The sequence below is a fragment of the Pseudomonas sp. IT-P74 genome (assembly GCF_949768175.1).
Lineage (GTDB): Bacteria > Pseudomonadota > Gammaproteobacteria > Pseudomonadales > Pseudomonadaceae > Aquipseudomonas.
Window position 1 is genome coordinate 16,512 of the sequence record NZ_CATKQD010000017.1, and the last position, 24,292, is coordinate 40,803.

A 24,292-nucleotide genomic window follows, 5' to 3' on the forward strand; every position below is an offset into this window, starting at 1 on the left:
CTGCTTGTAGTGGTCAACTAATCCCGGACACGACGTTAAGTTTTTCTTCGGCCCGAGCCGGTACCGGTGCTCGTCATCGACAAAGGCCTGCCGACAGCGGGTCTGCTAGCCCACGTCTTGATGACCAGGTTCGCCGACCATCTGCCGTTGCATCGCCAAGACGGTTTACCCGGATGACGATGAACGCATTGCTGCATTTAACAGGCATCTCCGCCGACCCGTTGGCGCCTCTTACACACTGCTGTACCGAAACACGGTCGCACTCCAATACTGGTTGCCGGTACCTTTTTGGCGAACCCATCCTTCGGCTACCAGTTGATTGGCGATCATTCGATTCATGATGCCATGACCGAGCAGCAGAACCGGTCCATCGCTGGCAAGGGACTGCAATCGTTTGGCTGCCACACTGGCGCGCATCCTCGCAGTGCCGGCGGATTCGACGTTGCGTGAGTAACCGCACAGCCATAAGACTCGAAGGATAAATGCCCAGGTAAACGGCGATAGCCGCGGCCGTTTCCAATGACCACAAGGCAGTTGTGCTTCGCAGAAAAGTGCGGCGACCAGTGCAGGCTTCAGGCCGAGCGCCTGGACGGAGGTCAGCGCACGAGGCGCGCTGCTTGAAACAATCACCGTGGCGGTTGCGGCGAGTTGCATGCTGGCAGGCGGGACCGGGTGGTGGGTAATTTCGGATCGGTTGTATTGCTCGATCCAGTCTTTCATCTCGAGCGCTGAGATTTTGTCGGTTGCGGCCAGTTTTGGCTGGCCGTGACGCATCAGGATTATTTCCCGGTTCACAAATTTACGTCCTTGTTCTGGCGTGTGGTAAATGACCAGGAAGTGCGGTCTCGGGAACTCAAGGTACGCCTCGCGTGCCAGCACTGTGCTTTTCAAACCAGCCGTGATCGCGGTACCACGCCACGGTGTCAGTAATTGTCAGCTCCAGCGCCCGGAAACTCAGGCCAAGCTCATGCTCGCTCTTTCGGTGGTTGAAGCAGGTGCGCTCCTCCTCTCGTATTAACAGGCGCAACGTAGCCATGCTTAGCAGAATGGGCTTGCCGGTCAGGCGCGCATAGATCTCCTGCACAGCCGCCAAAGTGTATAGAAAGGGCAGCGGTAGTTGTCGAACGGGCGTCTTGACGCCAGCGATACGTCCTAGAACAGGGACCAGCTGACCCATCGTCATATGCCGGCCCGCCGCGAGATAGCGCTCACCTCGTCGGCCGTGTTTGGCGGCAGCAATCAGCGCCCATGCCACATCACGGGCATCGACAACGGAGAAGCTGCCAGGGATCAGCCCGGGCAACTTGCCGTTCACGACATCGTTGACCAATTGTCCCGAGGAGGTTGGGCCAATATCGGCAGGGCCCCACATCCAACCGGGCAGGACCATGCAGGCATGCATCTCGGGATGTGCTTCCAGGAACGACAGGACGACACGGTCGGCGAGGATCTTGCTGCGGTAGTAGTCATCCGCGTCGGCATCGGCCCGCAGGCATGTCTCATCGATGGACGCGCCAGGTGCGCCGTCGAGCACGGCAATGGAAGACGTATGGATGAACCGTCGTATACCGGCGCGGTAGGCCTGGTTAAGCAGGTGCCGCGTACCAGACACATTGATCTTTTCGAGTTCTTTCCAGTGGCTGCCACCCTTGTAGTTGTCGCGAAAGAACGCTGCGGTGTGAAACACCGTATCGCAACCTTGCAGCGATGCCGCGAAAGCGTCGACATCGGCCATGTCGCCCACGACCAGCTCCACCCCCGGCAGATCGTTGAACTGCTGTTCACCTTTGGCTCTTGAGCGGACCAGGCCTTTGACCGTGTAGCCACGAGCGACCAATTCACGCACCAGGTTGTTGCCCAGCAAGCCGGTTGCTCCAGTAACAAATGCGCTACGCATGGCTCAATCCTCACCCTGTTCGGCTAACGGCATCAACACCGCACTGTCGAAGAAGACCTCTTCACGGATGGCCAGTCCGTCTTTGAAGGTGAGGTGTGCGGCGTAGTGCACGGTAATATGGCGTCCATGGGGTGCAATCACCCGGCCTGGCAGCACCAGGGGTGCGGCGAAGGTGCCGGTCAGTAAGGCCGTCAGCGCCAAAAGATCGTCAGCGACCATGAATGGGGTGAAGGCCACCTGGGCATCGGGGAACGCGTAGAACAGCGCAGTCTCTCTTTTGCGCATGGCGTCGCGACCGGTTTGAATCCCCATGCCGTCGAGGTAGATGAAGTCTTCGCTAACCAACGCAAGCATCGCCTCCACATCACGGCAATTGAAGGCGCTTGAGGCGCGTTGCGCATAGTCGTTGGGGCCAGTCGTCATTACAGTCCATTCCATTCGTTTCGAGGGCCTGTAGATATACCTTTGAGGCCTCTGCCGAAAAACAGCGACTACTGCATAATGGATTTGCACATATGCAGACCAGGGAGGAAAGGACGCATGGCGTTGCAAGCAAATTGGGACGATCTTCGTCTGCTGTTGGCAGTCTCGCGGCGTGGCAGCTTCCTTCAAGCTGGCCAGTTGCTGGGTATTGCGGCGTCTACCGTGTCCCGCCGCCTGACCCAACTTGAGGTCGCACTGGGCGAGCCGCTCGTTGAGCGGGGCGTTGAAGGATGCTGGTTGACCTCGCGGGGCCAATCCCTCGTGGAAGTTGCCCAGGCGGCGGAAGCGGGCTTGAGGCGTCAAACCGCTGCTGGCCTATCCGAGCTACACACAGAGCTGTCTGGCAGTGTCCTGGTCAGTGCAGGTGAGGGGTTCTCGTCTTGTGTGCTGGAAGCCGCGAGTCGTTTCACTTCTGTACACCCGCGTTGCTCGGTGGAGCTGATGGTCACCGCCGACTTTCACAAGATCGTCCGCGGCGTGGCAGACATAGCTGTACGTACAGCTCATCTGGGTGAGCCGTCGCTGATTTATCGACCCATAGGCCGGCTCGCCTACGGCGTCTTCGCTGATGCAGGTTATCTGAAGCGGTTTCCAGGGGTGACCCCGGCCACTGCACTCAATATTGCCTTGCTTCCCCCGCTGGACATGTTGCCGCAAATGCGTGCGGCAAAGGCCGGTGGTCTGGACCGCGCGCAGATCAGCGTGAACTCGTTCGCCGTGCAGCTCGAATCGGTGAGGCGAGGCATGGGGGTGGCCGTACTGCCCCGTATAGTGGCGAAGGATCTGATCGGGTTGTTCCCGGATCTCCACCTTCCGGATATGGAAGTCTATCTGGTGACCCGGCCTCAGGCATTAAAACAGGCCCACATCAAAGGTTTTTTTGCCATTCTGGAGCAGGTGCTGCTCGAAACCCTGTCCATGGAAAATGTCGAAGGGTACCTCTGAGGGGGGTGATCCGTGAGTATCGGAACAATAACGATCTCTACTGCGTCCGGGCCACCGTGCAATAGCCTGGGTTTTGCGATGAGCGTGGAGCGCTTATCGTAATGCAGTGTAAGGCAGTGCGCAAAACCCGCCACATCCAGGGTGAAATGAGGGGTTCGCAAGGTGTTGGATAGAACACCACCGAGATAACTCACTAAACGTTTAATCCAATGAAAAGAGTGTGCGGGCACATCTAGAATAAATGTGAGAAGTGCGAAGTAGTCTACAAAATAAATTTACCATTATTTAATAATTAAATTGTCGATTGTCAGACAATTATTCCGCTCCGCCTATTTTTAGATAACAGGGCCTACATCATGCCTATTGTTTCCGGGCATTTGCTTGGGCAACACAATTTGACGTCAAAAAAGTAGTAGACGTTTGATTTCGAATTGTGTCAGTTTTCTTTCGCCTTCAATGGGCGAGTGATAAGGCAATCTCGCCAGAGATTGTCGCTATCTGACAAAAACTGTTCCATAGCTAAACAAGGAAGTGTGTTTATGTCGAAAGTAAAAGTCCACGCTATTGATTCCGCCGAACAGGCATTCCAGCCATTGCAAGCATTGGCTGTAGCCAGTTCGGCTTTCAACCAGATCAATAGCTTCAGCCATCAATATGATCGGGGTGGCAACCTCACGGTCAATGGCAAACCCTCGTTCTCCGTCGACCAAGCCGCCACCCAATTGCTGCGCGACGGTGCTGCCTACCAGGACAAGGACGGCAGCGGCAAAATCGAACTCACCTATACGTTCCTGACCTCGGCCTCGTCGAGCACCCTGTACAAGCACGGGATTACCGGGTTCAGTCAGTTCAGCGCGCAACAAAAAGCCCAGGCTGTGCTCGCCATGCAATCCTGGGCGGACGTGGCCAATGTCACCTTCACTGACAAGACTGCCGGCGGCGATGGTCACATGACCTTCGGTAACTACAGCGGCGGCCAGGATGGCGCAGCGGCGTTTGCTTACCTGCCTGGCACGGGCGCCGGTTATGACGGAACTTCCTGGTACCTGATCAACAGCAGCTACACGCCCAACAAGACCCCGGACCTGAATAACTATGGCCGGCAAACCCTGACCCACGAAATCGGTCACTCCCTGGGCCTGGCCCACCCTGGCGACTACAACGCCGGCGAAGGCGCGCCGACCTACAACGACGCGTCCTACGGGCAAGACACCCGCGGCTACAGCGTCATGAGCTACTGGAGTGAAAGTAATACCAGTCAGAACTTCAGCAAGGGGGGCGTCGAAGCCTATTCGTCCGGCCCGCTGATGGACGATATCGCAGCCATTCAGAAGCTCTACGGCGCCAACACCACGATCCGTACCGGCGACACCACCTACGGCTTCAATTCCAACGCCGGACGCGATTTCCTCAGCGCGTCTTCATCGTCGGATAAAGTGGTGTTCTCGGTGTGGGACGCGGGCGGCAAGGATACTCTGGATTTCTCCGGTTTTACCCAGAACCAGAAGATCAACCTCAATGAAGCCTCGTTCTCCGACGTTGGCGGCATGGTGGGTAACGTCTCCATTGCCAAGGGCGTCACTGTCGAGAACGCTATCGGCGGTTCGGGCAGCGACCTGCTGATCGGCAACAACCTGTCCAACGAGCTGAAGGGCGGTGCCGGCAACGACATTCTTTACGGCGCTGGTGGTGCGGACAAGTTGTGGGGCGGCGTCGGCTCGGACACTTTCGTGTTCGCGGCCAGCAGCGACTCGAAACCCGGTGCGGTCGACCAGATCCTCGATTTTGTCAGCGGCCTGGACAAGATCGACCTGACCGGCATCACCAACGGCGCAGGCCTGCACTTTGTCAGCGCATTCACCGGTGCGGCAGGCGATGCGGTGTTGAGCAATTCGGGCGGTAACAGCCTGTTGTCGGTGGACTTCTCCGGGCATGGCGTGGCTGACTTCCTGGTCAGCACCGTGGGCCAGGCGGCGTACTCTGACATCGCGGCGTGATGTGACGTGAGAAAGGAGGACGGCGCTTCATGCGCCGCCCTCTGTCCTCGCTGCGAACAAAGTTACGGTGGGGAGTAAAACGTCCTATGACGCAACGCGTCTTTACCTGCAAAAAAAGCGTATGGCTTTCGGCGACGCTGATGATGTTTTTTGGAGATGTAACCATGGCAAACAGCCTGAAATTAGCGGACCCGTCGGAACTCGCCGGAAAATGGCAAGTCCGGGAAGGCTCGTCCGCGTTGTTGCAGGACCGACAGTCAAATGGTTGCCTGATTGAATTGAAACTGGACCATACGCTGGGCGGGCAACTCGATTGTATGGTGCGCTGGCTGGGGCAGGCTCCCTCCGGCTGGTTTCCCGAGCCGGACGGGATTGCGTTGACTAACCATGAAGGTTCGAAAACAGCATTTTTCAGTCGACAGAAGAGTGAGTTTTATAAGCTGACATTGCCTGTTGGATTCAATGTGTCGCTGCAGCGAGCACCAGAGTAAAAGCATCAGGTCAAGTTGGCGGCCCAATGCCTCTATCTAAAAAGCGGGTCTGTTCGTTTAACGAATGGCGTAATGGGTTGTGCCTGTGAGTAATCAACTCAAGGAAGATTAATGAAGATGGCGAAGACCACTCCTGCTGCACCGCTAGTTCGAGCGCTTGGTGATTACAAGGGTATTTTGATTAGCGTCGCCAGTTTCACCGCACTGATCAATGTTCTGATGTTAGTGCCCTCTATTTACATGCTTCAGGTCTATGATCGGGTCTTGTCTTCGCAAAATGAAACGACATTGGCCATGTTGTCGCTGATGGTTGTCGGGTTCTTTGCCTTTATCGGTTTGCTGGAAGTTATTCGCAGCTTTATCGTCATCCGTATTGGCAGTCAGTTGGAGCGGCGCTTCAACCTGCGGGTCTATCAGGCGGCTTTCGAACGTAATCTTTTCAAGGGCGAGGGTAACGCAGGGCAGGCATTGGGCGACCTGACGCACATCCGTCAGTTTGTCACCGGCCCGGCGTTGTTTGCCTTCTTCGATGCGCCTTGGTTTCCGGTCTACCTGTTCGTGATCTATCTGTTCAACGTCTGGCTCGGGGTCTTTGCCACGGCGGGTGCGGTGCTGCTGATCGGGCTGGCCTGGCTCAATGAGGCGATGACCAAAAATCCCTTGGGCGAAGCGGCGGGTTTTTCCCAGAAGTCCAGCCAACTGGCCACCAGTCACCTGCATAACGCCGAAACCATCCAGGCCATGGGCATGCTGGGGGCTTTGCGCAACCGCTGGTTCCAGGTGCATTCAGCTTTCCTCGGCCTGCAGAACCTGGCCAGTGACACGGGTGCCGTTATCAGCTCCTTGAGCAAAACCCTGCGCCTGTGTCTGCAGTCCCTGGTACTGGGCCTTGGCGCCTTGCTGGTGATCAAGGGCGACATGACTGCCGGGATGATGATTGCAGGTTCCATCCTGATGGGCCGCGTCCTGAGCCCCATCGATCAGTTGATCGCCGTGTGGAAACAGTGGAGTGGCGCCAAACTCGCTTACCGCCGTCTCGATGCCTTGTTGCAAGCGTTTCCACCGAGTGACGAAGCCATGGCGCTGCCGGCGCCGAAGGGCCAGATCAGTTTCGAGCAAGTCAGCGCAAGTCCTCCGGGGCAACGTGCGGCGACCCTGCATATGGTCAATTTCAGCCTCGCTGCGGGGGAGGTGCTGGGGGTGCTCGGCGCTTCGGGTTCCGGCAAGTCGACATTGGCCCGGGTGCTGGTCGGTGTCTGGCCGACCCTCGGCGGTACGGTGCGGCTCGACGGTGCGGATATCCATCGCTGGAACCGCGACGACCTCGGTCCCTACATTGGGTACCTGCCACAGGACATCGAATTGTTCAGCGGCAGCATCGCGCAAAACATCGCGCGGTTCCGCGAAGCCGATGCACATAAAGTCGTTGAAGCCGCGCAGCAGGCCGGCGTCCATGAACTGATCCTGCGTTTGCCCCAGGGCTACGACACCGTACTCGGCGAGGACGGCAGCGGTTTGTCCGGTGGGCAGAAACAACGCGTGGCGCTGGCCCGTGCGCTGTATGGCCAACCGAGCCTGGTGGTGCTGGATGAACCGAACTCCAACCTCGACACCGTGGGCGAAGCGGCCCTGGCCGGTGCGATCGCACAAATGAAGGCCCAGGGCACCAGCGTGATTCTGGTCACCCATCGCTCCTGCGCGCTGGCCCAGGCCGACAAGCTGCTGGTGCTCAATGACGGTCGCTTGCAGGCATTCGGCCCGAGCCAGGAGGTACTCAAGGCACTTTCCGGCGTCCAGGAACAGCAACGTGAAAAAGCTGCACAGACGCCGGGCGGGCTCAGCATGAGCCGGCAGTATCAGCCCACGACAAGGAACTCGGGTGTATGAGCCGCGCACACATGAACAGTCAAAATGAAGCCACGATGGAACACGATTACCTCGCGGAACGTCCTGAGCGCGACGCACGTTACTTTGCCCGGCTGGGCTGGATTCTGGCGATCGTCGGCGCTGGCAGTTTCTTCGCCTGGGCCAGTCTGGCGCCGCTCGATCAGGGCATTGCGGTGCAAGGCACGGTGGTGGTGTCGGGCAAGCGCAAGGCGGTGCAATCGATGAGCAGCGGCGTCGTTAGTCAGATTCTGGTGCGCGAAGGTCAGGTGGTGAAACAGGGCCAGCCGCTGTTCCAGCTCGACCGGACCCAGGTCGCCGCCGACGTGCAATCCCTGCAAGCGCAATACCGCATGGCCTGGGCCAGCCTGGCGCGTTGGCAGAGCGAGCGGGACAACCTTAAACAAGTGAGTTTCCCCACCGAGCTGAGCAACGATCCCGATCCGCGCCTGGCGTTGGTGCTGGAAGGCCAGCGCCAGTTGTTCAGCAGCCGCCGCGATGCTTTCTCCCGCGAACAAGCGGCCCTGCGTGCCAGCATCGAAGGCGCTGGCGCGCAATTGGCCGGCATGCGCCGCGCCCGTACCGACCTGAGCGCCCAGGCCAACTCGCTGCAACAACAGCTGAGCAATCTTCAACCCCTGGCGGACAACGGCTACATCCCGCGCAACCGGCTGATGGAGTACCAGCGGCAGCTGTCGCAAGTTCAACAGCAATTGGCAGAAAACACCGGTGAAAGCGGTCGTGTGGAGCAGGGAATCCTCGAATCGCGCCTGAAGTTGCAACAACACATCGAGGAGTATCAGAAGGAAGTCCGCACCCAACTGGCCGATGCGCAGCTCAAAAGCGTGACCCTGGAGGAGCAACTGACCTCCGCCGGATTCGACCTGCAACACAGCGAGATCCTCGCCACGGCCGATGGTGTCGCGGTCAATCTTGGGGTTCACACGGTCGGCGCGGTGGTGCGCCAGGGCGAAATTCTGCTGGAGATCGTGCCCCAGGGCACGCGCCTGGAAGTGGAAGGGCACTTGCCGATCAACCTGGTCGACAAGGTTGGCACGCACTTGCCGGTGGACATCCTGTTCACAGCGTTCAACCAGAGCCGCACCCCGCGAGTACCAGGCGAAGTCAGCCTGATCTCCGCGGACCAGATGCTCGACGAGAAAACCGGCGCACCGTATTACGTGCTGCGCAGCAGCGTCAGCGATCAGGCCATGGAAAAGCTCAACGGTCTGGTGATCAAACCCGGCATGCCGGCGGAAATGTTTGTGCGCACCGGTGAACGTTCACTCCTCAACTATTTGTTCAAACCGCTGCTCGACCGGGCAGGCTCCGCGTTGACCGAGGAATAAGGATGTTCGGTTGTATGAATAAGCTTTCCATACTTGGGGCGACACTCCTGCTGCTGGCGGGCAACCCGGCAGTAGCGGCCATGGGGCCGTTCGAGATTTACGAACAGGCGTTGCGCAACGACCCGGTATTCCTCGGCGCGATCAAGGAACGCGACGCCGGCCTGGAAAACCGCGCCATCGGCCGCGCCGGGCTGTTGCCGAGACTGGGTTACAACTACAACAAGGGCCGCAACTCTTCCAAGGCCACCTACTTGAACGAGCACCGGCAAAACCAGACCGATGACCGCCACTACAGCAGTTACGGCTCAAGCCTGACCTTGCAACAACCGTTGCTCGACTACGAGGCTTACGCCGCTTATCGCAAGGGCGTGGCGCAGGCGTTGTTCGCCGATGAAAACTTTCGCGGCAAAAGCCAGGAGTTGCTGGTACGGGTGCTGGAAAACTACACCAAGGCCTTGTTCGCCCAGGACCAGATCGACATTGCCCTGGCCAGGAAAAAAGCCTTCGAGCAACAGTTCCAGCAGAACGAGCAGATGTTTCGCCAGGGCGAAGGCACGCGTACCGACATACTCGAAGCCGAGTCGCGCTATGAACTGGCAACTGCCGAGGAAATCGAGGCGCGTAACGAACAGGATGCGTCCTTGCGCGAACTGGGTGCGCTCGTCGGCGTGCCCACGATCGACATCGCTGATCTGGCACCGCTGGAGCAAAACTTCCAGACCTTCACCCTGCAACCGGCCAATTACGACACCTGGCACGAGATGGCGGTGGCCAATAACCCGAACCTGGCCTCCCAGCGTCAGGCGCTGGAGGTGGCGCGCCACGAAGTCGAGCGCAACCGCGCCGGGCACCTGCCCAAGGTCAGCGCCTACGCCACGGTGCGCCAGAACGAGTCCGAAAGCGGCAACACCTACAACCAGCGTTACGACACCAACACCATCGGCATCGAAGTCAATGTGCCGTTGTATGCCGGCGGCGGGGTCTCGGCTTCGACCCGGCAGGCCAGCCGTGCGATGGAGCAGGCCGAGTACGAATTGGACGGCAAGACCCGGGAAACCCTGATCGAGCTACGTCGGCAGTTCAGCGCCTGCCTGTCGGGGGTGAGCAAGCTGCGGGCCTATCAAAAAGCCCTGACTTCCGCTGAAGCGCTGGTGGTGTCGACCAAGCAAAGCATCCTGGGCGGTGAGCGGGTCAACCTCGATGCGCTGAACGCCGAACAACAACTGTTCACTACCCGCCGAGACCTGGCCCAGACCCGCTACGACTACCTGATGGCCTGGACCAGGTTGCATTACTACGCGGGCACCTTGAGCGAGCAGGATTTGGCTCGGGTGGACGAGGCGTTTGGCCAGGGGCCGAGGACTCGGTAACACCGCAGAACCTACACAAAAACAAAAAAGTGAGTGTTCAACATGGACGTACGCATCAAACCGGCCCCGGTCGGCATGCTGTTGCTATTGATTGGCGCGGGCTCGGAACCGGCCGCCGCGGCCTGGCTGGATACCGGCACCCTCGGCGATCCCGCCAGTTGGCGCAGCGCCGAGTTTCAACGCGACTGGGGTCTGGGCAGGATGCAAGCCGATCAAGCCTACGCAGCGGGTATCACCGGTAAAAACGTGAAGATCGGCGCCCTTGATTCCGGCTTCGATTCCACCCATCCCGAATTCGCCACTGACCGATATCACGCGGTCATGGCCAGCGGTACTTATGTTGATGGCTCAGCGTTCAACGTCGACGGTTCGTTCAACGCCAACAACGACTCCCATGGCACCCACGTGGTCGGCACCATGGGCGCCTCCCGCGACGGTTTCGGCATGCACGGCGTGGCGTACAACGCACAAATCCATGTCGGCAACACCAACAGGAACGACAGTTTCCTGTTCGGCCCCAACCCCGATCCGCGCTACTTCAGCGCGGTGTACAACGCCCTGGCGGATGCTGGCGTGCGGGCGATCAACAACAGTTGGGGCAGTCAGCCGCCTGACGTCAGCTACCGTACACTGGCCGATCTGCACAACGCCTACGCCCAACACTGGAATAAAGGCACCTGGCTCGATGCCGCTGCCGATGTGTCCCGCCGTGGCGTGATCAACGTGTTCAGCGCTGGTAACAGTGGCTACCCGAACGCCAGCGTGCGTTCGGCGCTGCCGTACTTTAAGCCGGATCTCGAGGGCCATTGGCTGGCGGTGTCGGGGCTGGACCAAAGCAATCGGCAGAAGTACAACCAGTGCGGCATCGCCAAATACTGGTGTATCACCACACCGGGGGCGAAGATCGACAGCACCATTCCCGGCGGCGGTTACGCGATCAAGTCCGGCACCTCGATGGCTGCGCCGCATGCCACTGGCGCGCTGGCACTGGTGATGGAACGCTACCCGTATATGAACAATCAGCAGGCACTCGAAGTGTTGCTGACCACCGCCACCCAGCTCGATGGCTCGGTCACTGATGCGCCGGGCGGGCAGATAGGCTGGGGTGTGGCCAACCTGGGCAGGGCGATGCGCGGGCCAGGGCAATTGCTCGCGACGTTTGACGCTAACCTGGAGGCAGGGCAGAGCGATGTCTGGAGCAACGACATCTCTGACAAGGCGCTGATTCAGCGGCAAAGCGAAGAGCTCGCCGAACACAACGCCTGGCAGCAAACCCTGCAAGACAAGGGTTGGCAGCATGGCGTTGCGGCGGGTGCCGGTCAGCAGGAGCAGTCCGACTACGCGGTCGGCATGGCCCGTGATGCAGCGGCAGCCAACCGGCTTTATCAGGGCAGCCTGATCAAATCCGGCGCCGGTCGCCTGATTCTCACCGGTGACAACACCTATCGTGGCGCGACCACGGTCAATGGCGGTCTGCTGACAGTCAACGGTTCGCTGACGTCGGCCGTTACCGTCAATGACCGCGGCACCCTCGGCGGTTCCGGGCGGATCGGCGCGCTGACCGCGAACGGCGGCGGTACCGTGGCGCCGGGCAACTCCATCGGCATCTTGAATGTGGCCGGTGACGTGACCTTCGAACCCGGTTCGACCTATGCGGTCGAGCTATCGCCAACCCGCAGCGATCAGATCATTGCGGGCGGTAAAGCAGTGATTGAAGGCGCCACCGTCAGCTTGGCGCTGGAAAACAGCCCGACGCTGCTGACCACCAGCGAGGCGAAATCCCTGCTCGGCATCCAGTACAACATCCTGCAGGCGGCTGATGGCATCGAAGGGCGCTTCGGTGAGGTGGTGCCCAATTATGTGTTCCTCGGCGGTACCCTCGACTATTCGGCGAACGGTATTCAACTGGCGGTGGAACGCAGTGCCGCGTCGTTCGCCAGTGTCGGCCTGACGCCGAACCAGCGTGCCGTCGGCGCGGCTGCCGAGCATTTGGGCGCGGGCAATCCGCTGTACGAAACCTTGCTGCTGTCGCCAACCGCAGCCGTCGCGCAACAAGCCTTCCAGCAATTGTCCGGCGAGATTCACCCGGCGATCGGCACGCTGCTGATCAACGACAGCCGTTACCTGCGCGATGCGGTGGGCGAGCGTCTGCGTGAGCGCGATCTGTTCGATACCGGCGCACCGACCGATGATCGCAGCAACGCCTGGCTCAAGGTGCTCGGCGCCTGGGGCAAGAGTGACGGTGGGCATGACAATGCCGATTCCACCAGCTCCATAGGCGGTTTGCTGGCCGGTGTCGACGGCTTGATCGCTGAAGATACCCGGCTCGGTTTTGTGACCGGCTATAGCGACAGCTCGCTGAGTATGGGCGATGGCACGCACTCGTCGGCCTCGGTCGACAGCTATCACCTGGGTGCATACCTGGGGCATGAAATCGATGCCCTGCGTCTGAGCGTCGGTGGCGCTTATAGCTGGCATCGCATCGACGTCAAACGCGACCTGCAATTGGGCGCGGTCAGCGGCCAGCAGAAATCCAAACGCGATGGGACCACCGCGCAGCTGTTCACCGAAGCGGCGTATCGCCTCGATCTGCAACCGTTGGCGCTGGAGCCGTTCGCCAATCTGGCCTTCGTGCACTTGCACAGCGACAGCTTCACCGAGAAGGGCGATGCCGCCGCGCTGAAGGGCGGCGAGGACAATCGCGACGTGCTGCTGTCGACGCTCGGCGTGCGGGCCGGCAAGGCCTTTGCGTTGACCGGGGACAAACAACTGGAACTGGCGGCAACGCTTGGCTGGCAGCACAACCTGAGCAATACAAGTTCCGAAAGCCACCTGGCTTTCGCCAATGGCAACAGCGGTTTCACCGTGCAGAGCGTGTCGCTGGATCGCAATGCAGCGTTGGTCGGCGCTCGGGCCGGTCTGGCGCTGGGCCGCGATACCCGGTTGAGCCTGGACTACAACGGACTGCTTGGCTCAAAGGAAAAGGACCATGGTGTAGGCCTGACCCTGGCCTGGCAGTTCTGACTTGAAGGAAGAGAGCGCACAACATGGGACTGTTTGATTACAAAAATGCCGGCAGCGAGGCGGGCAAGGTGTTGTACAGCGATGCCATCGCCCTGACATTGTATGCCTACGCACCTACCGGCCAGTCATTACCGGCCAACGGCTGGGCGCCGATCGGCGCCAATGCCCTGGGTTATCAAGGCAAGGTCGGGGCGCAGGGCACGTATTTTGGCGAGAAGGACGGTTTCACCAGCGCCGAAGCCGAAGTGCTCGGCAAGTACGACGCCGCCGGAGATCTGATCGGTATCGGCATTGCTTTTCGTGGCACCGGCGGGCTCGGCTACAACGACACGTTCGGCGATATGAAAAACAACCTGTTGGCGGCGGTTGGACCAGTGGATTACGCGACCCACTACGCAAAAAACGCCTTCGATACGCTGCTCGGTAAAGTGGCTGCGTTTGCCATCGCCCATGGCCTCGGTGCCGAGGACGTGCTGGTCAGCGGTCACAGCCTCGGTGGCTTGGGGGTCAACAGCGTCGCCGAGTTGAGCGGGAACAATTGGGGTGGCTTCTACAAGGATGCCAGTTACGTAGCATTCGCTTCGCCAACCCAGAGCTCCACTGGCAATAACGTGCTGAACATCGGTTACGAGAACGATCCGGTGTTTCGGGTACTCGACGGCACCACCTTCAGCAGCGGCTCGCTGGGCAAACATGACGCTCACCAAGCGTCGGCCACCAACAACATCGTCAACTTCAACGATCACTACGCGTCCACTGCTCAAAACCTGGTGCCATTCAGCATTCTCAATCCGTTGAACTGGTCGGCCCATGGCTCGCTGGGCTACGCCGACGGATTGAACCGGGTGATCAACTCGCGCTTCTACGAGTTGACCGACAAGGATTCGACCCTGATCGTCTCCAACCTGTCGCAGTCGTCACGGGGTTCGACCTGGGTCGAGGATCTCGGACGCAGTGGCGAACCACACACCGGCAGCACGTTCATCATCGGTACCGACAGCGGTGACCTGCTCAAGGGCGGCCTCGGCAATGACTTCATCGAAGGCCGTGACGGCAACGACCGTTTCCGTGATGACGGCGGCTTCAACATTCTGTCGGGGGGCAAGGGCGTCAACACCTTCGAGCTGCAGAAACCGTTGCAGAACTTCAGCATCGCCAATGACGGCGACGGCACGCTGTTCGTGCGCGACGCGTATGGCGGCATCAGCATGACCCGGGACATCGGCGCGCTGGTGGGCAAGGAGGCCGGGTCGTGGTGGGGGAGCAAGGAAGTCACCTACAGCGTGACTGCCAATGGTCTGCTCAATGACAGCGAATTGACCCACTACAGCCATTCGCTCAACGGTGACGCTTTGGGCAACACGCTGGTGGCCAGTGTCGTGGGCGACTGGCTGTTCGGTAACGGGGGGGATGATTTGCTGCGCAGCGACATGGGCCATGTGACCTTCGTCGGCGGCGCCGGCAACGATGTGCTGCATTCCGGTGGCGGCAGCAACATGTTCCTGTTCAGCGGCGCCTTCGGGTTCGATGCGATCAATGGCTACCAGGGCAGCGACAAACTGGTGTTCATGGGCGTGGAAGGCGCGGGGCAGGGCTACGACTACCGGCAGCATGCGTCACAGGCCGGTCAAGACACGCTGCTTAAGGTCGGCGACTTTTCCGTGACCCTGGTAGGCGTCGGGCTGGATACCCTTTCGGCTTCCGGGTTCGTGTTTGCGTAACGGGTTCAAACAACTGCACTGGATGCTCCGGGGCGCCTCGTAATCAAGGCGTCCCGGTCGTGAGCTATCTCTGACAATTCCAACAAAGAGAGAGAGGCAATACCCATGGGTGTATACGACTACAAAAACCTCGGCACAGCAGACGCCAAAGCGTTGTTTACCGACGCGATGGCAATCACGCTGTATTCCTATCACAACCTCGACAACGGCTTTGCCACCGGTTACCAGCACAACGGATTCGGCGCAGGTTTGCCGGCAACCCTGGTCACGGCGCTGATTGGCGGCACCGATTCCCAAGGCGTGATTCCCGGCATTCCCTGGAACCCCGATTCCGAAAAAGCCGCGCTGGATGCGGTGCAGAAGGCCGGCTGGACACCCATCACCGCCACGCAGCTGGGCTATGACGGCAAGACGGATGCGCGCGGAACCTTCTTTGGTGAAAAGGCCGGGTACACCAGCGCTCAGGTGGAGATCCTCGGCAAGTACGATGCGCAGGGTCATCTCACGGAAATCGGCATCGCCTTTCGCGGCACCAGCGGCCCTCGGGAAAGCCAGATCAGCGACTCCATCGGCGATGTGATCAATGACCTGCTGGCGGCATTGGGTCCCCAGGATTATGCGAAAAACTACGCAGGCGAGGCCTTCGCAAAACTGTTCGGCGACGTTGCTGCGTTCGCCAGCGCCAATGGCCTGTCAGGCGAGGACGTACTGGTCAGCGGGCACAGCCTCGGCGGGCTGGCAGTCAACAGCCTGGCGGACTTGAGCAACGATAAATGGGGCGGTTTCTTCAAGGACTCGAACTACGTCGCTTATGCCTCACCGACCCAAAGCGCCACCGATAAAGTGCTGAATATCGGCTATGAAAACGATCCGGTGTTCCGTGCGCTCGACGGTTCATCGTTCAACCTGGCGTCGGTCGGCGTACACGATGCCCATCAAGACTCGGCGACCAACAACATCGTCAGCTTCAACGACCACTACGCGTCGACGGCGTGGAACCTGCTGCCATTTTCCATCCTCAACATCCCGACCTGGATTTCGCACCTGCCCACCGCTTACGGCGACGGCATGACCCGGGTGCTGGAGTCGAAGTTCTACGACCTCACCAGTAAAGACTCGACGATCATCGTTGCCAATCTTTCGGACCCGGCACGCGCCAACACCTGGGTCCAGGACCTGAACCGCAATGCTGAAACCCACAAAGGCAGTACCTTCATCATTGGCAGTGACGGCAGCGACCTGATTCAGGGTGGCAAGGGCAATGACTATCTGGACGGCGGTGACGGCAACGACACCTTTCGAGACAGCGGTGGCTACAACATCCTGCTGGGCGGCAAGGGTAATAACGTGTTCGATTTGCAGCAGTCGGTGAAGAATTTCGATTTTGCCAATGACGGCGCCGGCAACCTGTACATCCGCGACGCCAATGGCGGCATCAGCATCACCCGCGACATCGGTAGCATCGTGACCGAAGAGCCGGGTTTCCTGTGGGGACTGTTCAAGGATGACGTGACCCACAGCGTGACCGCCAATGGCCTCGCGATCGGCAATCAACTGACACAGTACGCCTCAACGGTGAAGGGCGGTGCAGGGGCCGATACGCTAAAGGCACAGGCTGTTGGTGATTGGTTGTTTGGCCTGGACGGCAACGATCATCTGATCGGTGGCAAGGGCAACGACGTGTTTGTCGGCGGGGCAGGCAACGACCTGCTGGAGTCAGGGGGCGGGATCGATACGTTCCTGTTCAGCGGCGCGTTCGGCCAGGACCGGGTGGTTGGGTATCAGGCGAACGACAAACTGGTGTTTCTCGGGGTTCAGGACGTGACGCCGAACGACGACTTCCGGTCCCATGCCTCGGTGGTGGGGCAGGATACCGTGCTGACGTTTGGCAATGACTCGGTGACGCTGGTTGGCGTGGGGCTGGACAGTCTGTCCAGCGGCGGGATCGTTATCGCCTGAGTGTGATGCGGCTTCTGCAGGGCCTCATCGTGAGCAAGCCTGCTCCCACAGGATATGCGTCAACCTTGTGGGAGCAGGCTTGCCCGCGATGAACGATATGGAAAACTGCCCACACCGAGTGGGCAGAGGAGAGTGACATTGCGATCCCGGCCTTTTTTCTTCCTTCCGTCCCGCGTAGCAGTTTGCAGCTACTCTGGCAGGCTGTATGTGAATTATTGGGTTACGCTGAAAGCAGGCAACGTGTGAACACAAACGGTCTCTCATCATGGATGGATCAAGATGAAACTGATTTTGGTTGTGCTTGTTGTTGGTCTGTTGGCTTGGAAGTTTTCCCCTCAATTACAGTCCTGGGCTGAAGCTCGGCTATCGAGTCCCCAAATCACCGCTACGCTCGTGACTGCGCCAAAGCCTGTTTCGGCCCCAGTCAAATGCGATGGGCGCAAATATTGCTCGCAGATGACCTCGTGCGCAGAGGCCACAAACTTTTTGCAAAATTGCCCAGGAATGGAAATGGATGGCGACAACGACGGGATACCTTGTGAGAAGCAGTGGTGTCGGTGATTACTCGCTGCTCATCGGCAGGCTGCATGTGTCTCTGGTACAGGTCAGCATCAGCGGTTGCGATGATCTATGCCTGAATTCCCATGTCACCCTGTGCAGCTTGTAAGGCTCGCTCTTCGGTCAGCGGCATGAAAACTGGCTGTGTTCCACTGGCCTGGAAATAAAGAAAGTAGTGCCCGGAATCGTCTAACAATATCCGGTGCAGTTCTGATGACCGAAAGTTGTTACCGATATAAATACTTTCCTTGATGATCTCGAATGACTTGATCCCATGCTCGCGCATTGTAGTTTCAAAGGCTTCGTAAAGACTTTCTCTGCGGCGTCGATTGTTTCGAGCATTTAGCTTGAAAAAAACCACCATCAGCACGGCATAGCTGATGATGAGTATCACAAGGGTGCTAGTGCGCATGAGTGGAGCCCCATGTCCTCTCAATCGTTGTACATCTCAGTGTAGGCGCGTTCCTGGTGTTGATCGCCGAGTGGCAAGTGTCGCGACCTGCTACGAGGATATAGACATGGGCAATCTGTGTGTTATGACCGGCACGCTTCTCATGCCCGGTGCGATCTGCGCCATTGCAGGCTGGGCGTTCGACGGCGAGGAACTTTGCTATGCCGGGTACAGCGAGACGGATGGCCTTTGCAAAACGCCAATCTGGCTCGTAAGGCCGTACGTCATTGGTAGCGGTTCGGATCAGGCGATGACCGCGATGGATATGGGCGCCACCGCGGCTGAGTCAGTCGAGATGGCGAAGAAGCGGGGGGATACTTCAACTGGCGGCGTGGTTCGGAAGCTCTTCGTGGCGGATCATCCTACAACCAGGTAACCCGGACGTTTTTGAATTTCATGAGCTCCAGCGATTCCTGCAGCGACTTTGTCCCGAAGATTATTGGGCCATCTTTACCGCCCACTCCCAGCAATTCCAGCAGCAACTCATGGGCGTCTATTCGCTCAGGCGCCTGGCCGGTTTTGGTTTTTGGTGTGTTGATGTGCTCATAGCTCAATGTGTACTTATGCATTGTTCGTCCCTGTAAGATCAAATCGGTGGTAACGGGTGAACCTTAACGATGCCGGCAATCCGCCATTATTTTAAGTTACAGAGATAACTATGACAACAAGGCAACCCGACTGGAAGGCGTTCCAACGGGGGGCGATTGGTCATTGGGCGTTGCGATGGCGATGATCATGGCTTCACCGTGATCGGATGCGACAGATGAGTGGGTGATTTTTTCGGGTTGGTCTAAGCTTTTGACTACGATGCGCAAACGCACGCCGGGGGAGATTCTGGAAGCCGAGGATTACGGATCGAGCGGGTCGCGTGAATGCCTGTTGACATCAATGAGTGGAAGAGCGAAATTAATTTAATCCTGTCATTTCTATGTGTTTAGGAATGAGCCGAACAAAGCCTCGCCAGAGAAATCTGCCGGGGCTTCGTCGCATTCGGCTTAGGAGAAAACCATGTCTAGAGCTCAACGACGACACGATACGCGCCGCATAAAGGCTCGCTTCTATTTAAAGCAAAAGGCGTATGAATGCTGGTCAACCAGCGAGAAAAACGCAGGTCTTTTTGCAAACCATGGGAAGGTATGTTCCTGCTGGATGTGTGGCAATCCCAGAAAGCTGGGATTGCTCACCATGCAGGAACTGCGAGCTGACCTTCCCATTCAAGAATGAAAACAGAACCCGGCCACCGAGCCGGGTTCTTTACTTCTGAGCTCCAGAGAAACAGTCGGCAAGTTGAGCCAGTTCGGAGCACTACGCTCCCTTAACGCCGATCCAGCCAAACCGTCTGTGCATTACAGAATTCGCGTACCCCGAAGTGCGAGAGCTCCCGGCCAAAGCCGCTCTTCTTCACGCCACCAAAACTGACACGCGGATCGCTGGCGCTATAGCCGTTGATGAACACGCCGCCGGTTTCAAGTTCGCCTGCCATCTGCCGGGCAAGTTCGGCATTGCGCGTGTAGAGGGTGGCGGTGAGGCCGAACTCGCTGTCATTGGCCAGTTCCAGCGCATGGGCGGCGTCTCGGGCTGTGATGATTGAGGCCACAGGGCCAAACAATTCCTGCTTGAATGAAGTCATCTGATCGGTCACGTCGCCGAGTACGGTGGGCTCATAGTAGTTGCCAGGGCCTTCCGTCTTGTTTCCACCCAGCAGCAAGGTCGCGCCTTCTTCCAGTGTGGCTCGCACCTGTTGATCCAGTTCGTCGCGCAGATCGAAGCGAGCCATCGGGCCGATATAGGTGGTGGTAGCCCGCGGATCACCGACGACCAGTTGTTGGGTGGCTTCGACGAACTTGCGGGTAAACTCCTCGACAACGCCTTGCTCGATAATCAGGCGTTTGGCAGCGGCGCAGACTTGCCCGGTGTTTTGATAACGTCCGATCACGGCGGCTTTCACAGCCTCATCGAGGTCCGCGTCGTCGAGCACGATAAAGGGGTCGGAGCCACCCAGCTCCAATACACATTTCTTCAGTGCGGCTCCGGCCTGAGCACCGATGGCCATGCCCGCACGCACGCTACCGGTGAGGGTGACGGCCGCGATGCGTGGATCGGCGATCGCCCTGGATACACCTTCCGGGGTGACGTTGATGACCTCGAAAACTCCTTCAGGGAAGTCCGCTTGCTTGAAGGCCTCCAGCAGCAGGTAGGCGCTGCCCATGACGTTGGGCGCGTGCTTGAGCACGAAGGTATTACCGGCGAGCAATGTCGGGACCGCGCCGCGCAGGACTTGCCAGATGGGGAAGTTCCACGGCATCACGGCGAGGATCGGGCCGAGGGGGCGATATTCAATGTGTGCCTTGCCGCCTTCCACCTGGGTTGGCTCCGGGTTCAGCATGGCAGGGCCGTGTTCGGCGTACCACTCGCAGAGCTGCGCGCATTTTTCAATTTCGCCGCGGGCCTGAGCAATCGGCTTGCCCATTTCCAGGGTGATCATGTTCGCCATGGCCTCTGCATTGTTGCGCAAGGCCTGGCCGAGGTTGATCAAAAGCTGCGCGCGCAGTTCAACCGGTTTGCTGCGCCAGGCGCGAAACCCGGCAGCGGCCCGCGTCAGCGCGGCCTGTAATACCGAATCGGACTCGAAAGGGTAATGGCCGATCTGCTCGCCCGTGGTCGGGTTTATCGAAATGGCGTGGGTAAGGCTGGGTACGTGGGTCATGGCACCGTCCTGCGAGGTAGGAATGTGCTCAGGGTATGGGGCTGTATGTTTTCTGGAAACTGAATAATACTGAGCGTAACGTTCACGTTTGGAGAATGACTTGGATCTGGTTCAGCTCGAAATTTTCAAGGCTGTCGCCGAGCACGGCAGCATCAGCGTGGCTGCTCAGCATATCCACCGGGTGCCATCGAATCTCACCACCAGAATCAAGCAGCTTGAGTTGGATCTGGGTGTGGACCTGTTTATCCGCGAGAAGAGTCGTCTGCGCCTGTCGCCGGCCGGATGGAGTTTTCTGGATTACGCTCGTCGTATTCTCGACCTGGTTCAGGAGGCGCGCGCGACAGTGGCGGGTGAAGAACCGCAGGGGGCCTTCGCCCTGGGTTCGCTGGAAAGTACTGCGGCGGTACGTATTCCAGAGCTATTGGCCGCCTATAACCAGAAGCACGCCAAGGTCGAACTGGACCTGTCCACCGGCCCCTCCGGGACCATGATCGATGGCGTGCTGTCGGGGCGACTGGCCGCTGCATTTGTCGATGGTCCGGTGCTGCATCCGGCGCTGGAGGGCGTGCCGGCTTTCGAAGAGGAAATGGTCCTGATCGCACCGCTCAACCATGAGCCGATTCATCGGGCCAAGGATGTGAATGGCGAAAACATCTATGCCTTCCGCTCCAACTGCTCTTATCGCCACCACTTCGAAAGCTGGTTCGCCAATGGCGCGGCGGTGCCCGGCAAGATTTTCGAAATGGAGTCCTATCACGGCATGCTGGCCTGCGTCAGCGCCGGTGCCGGTCTGGCGCTGATGCCCCGCAGCATGCTCGAAAGCATGCCTGGTTGCACGACGGTCAGCGTCTGGCCGTTGTCGGAGTCGTTCCGCTATTTACGCACCTGGCTGGTGTGGCGCAGGGGGACGGTGTCGCAGAGCCTGACTATGTTTGTGCGCTTGCTTGAGGAGCGCGGGGTGGTGTTGGTCGAAAAATAGTGGAAAGTTAACGGTCTGTGCTGAAAAACCGGATAATGGCGGCCAAATCGTATAGCTCGTTATTCTGGTAAGCACGCATGGAAATCAAGGTCAACTTTCTCGACAACCTTCGACTTGAGGCTAAGTTCGACGACTTCACGGTGATTGCCGATCAACCCATTCGCTACAAGGGCGATGGCTCGGCACCGGGGCCGTTCGATTACTTCCTGGCTTCGTCGGCATTGTGCGCGGCGTACTTCGTGAAGTTGTATTGCGAAACCCGCAATATCCCCACCGAAAATATCCGCCTGTCGCAGAACAACATTGTTGATCCGGAAAACCGCTACAACCAGATTTTCAAGATTCAGGTCGAATTGCCGGCGGACATTTCCGCCAAGGACCGTCAGGGGATCTTGCGCTCCATCGATCGTTGCACGGTAAAGAAGGTGGTGCAAACCGGGCCTGAGTTCGTGATTGAAGAGGTCGAAAACCTCGACGCCGATGCCCAGGCGTTGCTGATGCCGCACTCGACTGGCGAAGCGGGCACCTGCATTGTGGGCAAGGACCTGCCGCTGGAACAAACCATCGCCAACATGTCGGGCATTCTGGCCGACCTGGGCATGAAGATTGAAATCGCTTCGTGGCGCAATATCGTGCCCAATGTGTGGTCGCTGCACATCCGCGATGCGCACTCGCCGATGTGTTTTACCAACGGCAAGGGCGCGACCAAGGAGGGTGCGCTGGCATCGGCTCTGGGCGAGTTTATCGAGCGGCTCAACTGCAACTTCTTCTACAACGATCAGTTCTGGGGCGAGGACATCGCCAACGCTGCATTTGTGCATTACCCGGACGAGCGCTGGTTCAAGCCGGGCCCGAAGGACGAACTGCCGAGTGAAATCCTCGACGAGTACTGCCTGAAGGTTTACGACCGGGATGGCGAGTTGCGTGGCTCGCATCTGTACGACACTAACTCTGGCAACACCCAACGGGGCATTTGCTCACTGCCGTTTGTGCGCCAGTCGGACAATGAGGTGGTGTACTTCCCGTCCAACCTGATCGAAAACCTGTTCCTGAGCAATGGCATGAGCGCTGGCAACACGCTGGCCGAAGCCCAGGTGCAGTGCCTGTCGGAGATCTTCGAGCGCGCGGTCAAGCGCGAAATCCTCGAAGGCGAAATGGCCCTGCCGGATGTGCCGCAGCAAGTGCTGGCGAAATACCCGGGCATTCTGGCGGGTATCCAGGCCCTGGAAGAGCAGGGCTTCCCGGTGCTGGTCAAGGATGCATCGCTGGGCGGGGAGTTCCCGGTGATGTGCGTGACCTTGATGAACCCGCGTACCGGTGGCGTGTTTGCCTCGTTCGGCGCGCACCCAAGCCTGGAAGTGGCGCTGGAGCGCAGCCTGACGGAACTGCTGCAAGGCCGCAGTTTCGAAGGCCTGAACGATCTGCCTCAGCCGACCTTCGAAGGTCAGGCGGTGACTGAACCGAACAATTTCGTCGAGCACTTTATCGATTCCAGCGGTGTGGTCTCGTGGCGCTTCTTCAGTGCCAAGCCGGATTTCGAATTCGTTGAGTGGGATTTCTCCGGTCACGGCGAAAACTCCAATGCCGAAGAGGCCGCGACCTTGTTCGGCATTCTCGAAGACATGGGCAAAGAAGTGTACATGGCGGTCTATGAGCACATCGGCGCCAAGGCCTGCCGCATTCTGGTGCCGGATTACTCGGAAATTTATCCGGTAGAAGATTTGATCTGGGATAACACCAACAAAGCGCTGCAGTTCCGCGCCGATATCCTGAACCTGCACAGCCTGAGCAAGGTCGGCCTGAGAACGCTGGCCAAGGGTCTGGAAAACAGCGAGCTGGATGATTACACCGACATCACCACCTTGATCGGCATCGAGTTCGACGACAACACGCCCTGGGGCAAGTTGACGATCCTGGAGCTGAGGTTGCTGATTTATCTCGCCTTGCAGAAGTTTGACCAGGCCAAGGATCTGGTGGAAGCCTTCTTGCAATACAACGACAACACCGTCGAACGTGGCTTGTTTTATCAAGCCGTGAACGTCGTGCTGGAAATGCAGCTGGACGATGATCTGGAACTGAGCGACTACGAGGTCAACTTCCGCCGGATGTTCGGCAACGAGCGGATGGACGCGGCGATAGGGTCCGTGGATGGCAGCGTACGTTTCTATGGTCTGACGCCGACGAGCATGAAACTGGAAGGTCTCGACAGACACCTTCGCCTGATCGACAGCTATAAAAAGCTGCACACGGCGCGGGCGAGGGTGGTGGCCTTGTCTAGCTGATAGCGATAACAAAAAAGCACCTTGGGTGCTTTTTTGTTTTTTGGCTATGACATGGGCTGTGGCTGCCTATGAGGAAGCTCTTCTATATAGAGGGGCGTTCTGGTCCTTCTATACAGGCGTCCATTGGGGCGCTTTGCTGTTTTTTGCAGCTTGTTGATAGAAAGCCTGAATCAATGCTTGACGGCAGATTACAAG

At 58.6% G+C, this 24,292-nt stretch carries 19 protein-coding genes and 1 pseudogene; 14 read left to right on the forward strand and 6 right to left on the reverse strand.

Annotated elements, in window-relative coordinates; genetic code table 11:
• Positions 1-57: 57 nt before the first annotated feature.
• Positions 58-174, forward strand: a pseudogene (locus tag ACM6J5_RS13375) (IS66 family transposase); the annotation flags it as partial.
• A gap of 57 nt (positions 175-231) precedes the next feature.
• Here the strand turns inward: ACM6J5_RS13375 and ACM6J5_RS13380 are convergent.
• The 3 genes from ACM6J5_RS13380 to ACM6J5_RS13390 form a co-directional block, all read right to left on the reverse strand.
• Positions 232-774 (reverse strand): histidine phosphatase family protein, encoded by a 543-nt coding sequence (locus ACM6J5_RS13380; protein WP_414928704.1) that lies wholly within the window; start codon positions 772-774, stop codon positions 232-234.
• Positions 775-853: 79 nt separating this feature from the next.
• Positions 854-1,897, reverse strand: a complete 1,044-nt coding sequence (locus ACM6J5_RS13385; RefSeq protein ID WP_414928692.1) for an SDR family oxidoreductase — start codon at positions 1,895-1,897, stop codon at positions 854-856.
• 3 nt (positions 1,898-1,900) lie between these two features.
• Positions 1,901-2,320, reverse strand: coding sequence for a nuclear transport factor 2 family protein (locus ACM6J5_RS13390; RefSeq protein ID WP_414928693.1), 420 nt, complete (start codon positions 2,318-2,320; stop codon positions 1,901-1,903).
• Positions 2,321-2,437: 117 nt separating this feature from the next.
• On the opposite strand from ACM6J5_RS13390, the gene ACM6J5_RS13395 reads away from it, so the two are divergent.
• The 10 genes from ACM6J5_RS13395 to ACM6J5_RS13440 all read left to right on the forward strand — a co-directional run bounded on the left by ACM6J5_RS13395 (position 2,438) and on the right by ACM6J5_RS13440 (position 17,681).
• Positions 2,438-3,325 (forward strand): LysR family transcriptional regulator, encoded by an 888-nt coding sequence (locus ACM6J5_RS13395; protein WP_414928694.1) that lies wholly within the window; start codon positions 2,438-2,440, stop codon positions 3,323-3,325.
• A gap of 539 nt (positions 3,326-3,864) precedes the next feature.
• A complete protein-coding gene (locus tag ACM6J5_RS13400) occupies positions 3,865-5,322 on the forward strand; it encodes a serralysin family metalloprotease (protein ID WP_414928695.1) in 1,458 nt (485 codons plus the stop codon).
• Positions 5,323-5,408: 86 nt separating this feature from the next.
• Positions 5,409-5,813 (forward strand): AprI/Inh family metalloprotease inhibitor, encoded by a 405-nt coding sequence (locus ACM6J5_RS13405; RefSeq protein ID WP_414928696.1) that lies wholly within the window; start codon positions 5,409-5,411, stop codon positions 5,811-5,813.
• Between the two features lie 111 nt (positions 5,814-5,924).
• The gene (locus tag ACM6J5_RS13410) at positions 5,925-7,700 is read left to right on the forward strand and encodes a type I secretion system permease/ATPase (protein WP_414928697.1); all 1,776 of its coding nucleotides are present in this window, start codon (positions 5,925-5,927) and stop codon (positions 7,698-7,700) included.
• A gap of 11 nt (positions 7,701-7,711) precedes the next feature.
• Positions 7,712-9,046 (forward strand): HlyD family type I secretion periplasmic adaptor subunit, encoded by a 1,335-nt coding sequence (locus ACM6J5_RS13415; protein ID WP_414928698.1) that lies wholly within the window; start codon positions 7,712-7,714, stop codon positions 9,044-9,046.
• 2 nt (positions 9,047-9,048) lie between these two features.
• Positions 9,049-10,416, forward strand: coding sequence for a TolC family outer membrane protein (locus ACM6J5_RS13420; RefSeq protein ID WP_414928699.1), 1,368 nt, complete (start codon positions 9,049-9,051; stop codon positions 10,414-10,416).
• Positions 10,417-10,458: 42 nt separating this feature from the next.
• Positions 10,459-13,440: an autotransporter domain-containing protein gene (locus ACM6J5_RS13425; RefSeq protein WP_414928700.1), complete on the forward strand. Its 2,982-nt coding sequence runs from the start codon at positions 10,459-10,461 to the stop codon at positions 13,438-13,440.
• Between the two features lie 23 nt (positions 13,441-13,463).
• Complete coding sequence (locus ACM6J5_RS13430) at positions 13,464-15,161, forward strand: polyurethanase (protein WP_414928701.1); 1,698 nt, start codon at positions 13,464-13,466, stop codon at positions 15,159-15,161.
• 105 nt (positions 15,162-15,266) lie between these two features.
• On the forward strand, positions 15,267-17,120 hold the full coding sequence (locus tag ACM6J5_RS13435) for a polyurethanase (RefSeq protein ID WP_095945790.1): 1,854 nt from the start codon (positions 15,267-15,269) through the stop codon (positions 17,118-17,120).
• 279 nt (positions 17,121-17,399) lie between these two features.
• The gene (locus tag ACM6J5_RS13440) at positions 17,400-17,681 is read left to right on the forward strand and encodes an excalibur calcium-binding domain-containing protein (RefSeq protein WP_095945789.1); all 282 of its coding nucleotides are present in this window, start codon (positions 17,400-17,402) and stop codon (positions 17,679-17,681) included.
• Between the two features lie 67 nt (positions 17,682-17,748).
• On the opposite strand, the gene ACM6J5_RS13445 is transcribed toward ACM6J5_RS13440, so the two are convergent.
• Positions 17,749-18,090: a hypothetical protein gene (locus ACM6J5_RS13445; protein WP_095945788.1), complete on the reverse strand. Its 342-nt coding sequence runs from the start codon at positions 18,088-18,090 to the stop codon at positions 17,749-17,751.
• Positions 18,091-18,196: 106 nt separating this feature from the next.
• Here ACM6J5_RS13445 and ACM6J5_RS13450 point away from each other — a divergent pair, with 106 nt between their 5' ends.
• Positions 18,197-18,505 carry a hypothetical protein gene (locus tag ACM6J5_RS13450; RefSeq protein WP_414928702.1) on the forward strand — a complete coding sequence of 103 codons (309 nt, stop codon included), beginning with the start codon at positions 18,197-18,199 and terminating at the stop codon, positions 18,503-18,505.
• Here ACM6J5_RS13450 and ACM6J5_RS13455 read toward each other — a convergent pair.
• Complete coding sequence (locus tag ACM6J5_RS13455; RefSeq protein ID WP_414928703.1) at positions 18,492-18,698, reverse strand: hypothetical protein; 207 nt, start codon at positions 18,696-18,698, stop codon at positions 18,492-18,494. The two genes, ACM6J5_RS13450 and ACM6J5_RS13455, sit on opposite strands and share 14 nt — an antisense overlap.
• A 746-nt stretch (positions 18,699-19,444) precedes the next feature.
• Positions 19,445-20,836 carry an aldehyde dehydrogenase family protein gene (locus ACM6J5_RS13460; protein WP_095945785.1) on the reverse strand — a complete coding sequence of 464 codons (1,392 nt, stop codon included), beginning with the start codon at positions 20,834-20,836 and terminating at the stop codon, positions 19,445-19,447.
• Positions 20,837-20,936: 100 nt separating this feature from the next.
• Here ACM6J5_RS13460 and ptrR point away from each other — a divergent pair, with 100 nt between their 5' ends.
• Both ptrR and ACM6J5_RS13470 read left to right on the forward strand, forming a co-directional pair.
• Entirely contained in the window at positions 20,937-21,815 is an 879-nt protein-coding gene (gene ptrR, locus ACM6J5_RS13465) for a putrescine utilization regulator PtrR (RefSeq protein WP_008047600.1), read from the forward strand.
• Positions 21,816-21,892: 77 nt separating this feature from the next.
• Positions 21,893-24,097 (forward strand): OsmC domain/YcaO domain-containing protein, encoded by a 2,205-nt coding sequence (locus ACM6J5_RS13470; RefSeq protein WP_095945784.1) that lies wholly within the window; start codon positions 21,893-21,895, stop codon positions 24,095-24,097.
• Positions 24,098-24,292: the final 195 nt, after the last annotated feature.